At 67.2% G+C, this 1535-nt stretch carries 1 protein-coding gene; it reads right to left on the bottom strand.

What is annotated here, in order from left to right:
- Positions 1-42: 42 nt before the first annotated feature.
- Entirely contained in the window at positions 43-1437 is a 1395-nt protein-coding gene (locus ACFTZB_RS45565) for an NAD(P)/FAD-dependent oxidoreductase (RefSeq protein WP_378442578.1), read from the bottom strand.
- Positions 1438-1535: the final 98 nt, after the last annotated feature.

Below are 1535 nucleotides of genomic sequence, written 5' to 3'. Positions count from 1 at the left end.
GTCCGTCCCCTCCGCCACGTTCAGCTCAGGTGGATGACTGCGTCACCCGGCGGCCTTGCGCTGCTCGCCGCCCGACGACTTCTCCGCCGTCTCCTTCTCCCGCTCGTGCCGCTCCAACTGCTCCATCGCGTTGCGGGCGAACACCCACTGCTCGGTAGACGCCATCTGCGCGCGTCCGCGACCGAGGAACGTCACCGTCCACGACAGCAGTGTCGACAGCCGGCTGCGGAACCCGACCAGGTACATCAGGTGGATCGCCAGCCACGCCACCCAGCCGATGAATCCGCTGATCTCGAGCTTGCCGACCTTCGCCACCGCACTGAACCGCGAGATGGTGGCCATGCTGCCCTTGTCGAAGTACTTGAACGGCGGGCGGTCCTGCGGCTTCTGCCCGCTCAGGCCGGCCTTGATCTGATGGGCCGCGTACTTGCCGCCCTGCATCGCGACCTGAGCCAGACCCGGCAGCTTGTCGAGCGACATCATGTCGCCGATCACGAACACGTCCGGGTGGCCGGGCACCGACAGGTCCGGGTTGACCAGGACGCGTCCGGCGCGGTCGATGTCGGCGTCGGACTGGTCCGCGATCTGCTTGCCCAGCGGGCTCGCCTGCACACCGGCCGACCACACCTTGCACTGCGACTCGATCCGGCGCTGCGTGCCGTCCTTGTCCTTGACGACGAGACCGTCCACGTCGACGTCGACGACCATCGCGCCGAGCTGGATCTCGATGCCGAGCTTCTCCAGCTGCTGGCGGGCCTTGCGGCTGAGCTTGCCGCCGTAGACGGGCAGGACGTCGTCCGCGCCGTCCAGCAGGATCACCCGGGCCTCGCGGGGGTCGATGTTGCGGAACGCCCCCGACAGGGTGCGCCGCGACAGTTCCGCGATCTGGCCGGCGAGCTCGACGCCGGTCGGGCCTGCGCCGACGACGACGAACGTCAGGAGCCGGGCCCGCTCGGCGGGATCGCTCGACAACTCGGCCTGCTCGAACGCGCCGAGGATCCGGCCGCGCAACTCCAGTGCGTCGTCGATCGTCTTCATGCCGGGTGCGAACTCGGAGAAGTGATCGTTGCCGAAGTACGACTGTCCCGCGCCGGCGGCGACGATCAAGCTGTCGTACGGGGTGACGGTGGTCCGGTCCAGGAACCGGGAGGTGATCGTCTTCGCCTCGAGATCGATCTTCTCGACATCGCCGAGCAGCACCTGCGTGTTCTTCTGCTTCCGCAGCACGAGGCGGGTGGCGGGGGCGATGTCGCCGACGGAGAGGATGCCGGTCGCGACCTGGTACAGCAACGGCTGGAACAGGTGGTGAGTGGTGCGCGCGATCATGGTGATGTCGACGTCGGCATTCTTCAGCGCCTGTGTGCCGAACAACCCTCCGAAGCCGGATCCAATGACCACGACGCGATGGCGGCGTGACTCAACCGACTGGATACTCATTCCGTGCTCCTCGAAAAATAGGCGACTCCTGTCACGGTAGTCGCCTTGTCCTCGAGCGTCTCAGTAAGGCGTGCTTCCCTGCGCCCGCGGCCGGAATC

The sequence above is a fragment of the Rhodococcus sp. NPDC057014 genome (genome assembly GCF_042673295.1).
Classification (GTDB): domain Bacteria; phylum Actinomycetota; class Actinomycetes; order Mycobacteriales; family Mycobacteriaceae; genus Rhodococcus_F.
Note: the sequence above shows the minus strand (reverse complement) of the source record. Positions and strands in the feature narration are given on the sequence as shown.

What these genes read in the sequence shown, in the direction of transcription:
- ACFTZB_RS45565 (WP_378442578.1), bottom strand. Translation starts at nt 1,437, where the DNA reads ATGAGTATCCAGTCGGTTGAGTCACGCCGCCATCGCGTCGTGGTCATT.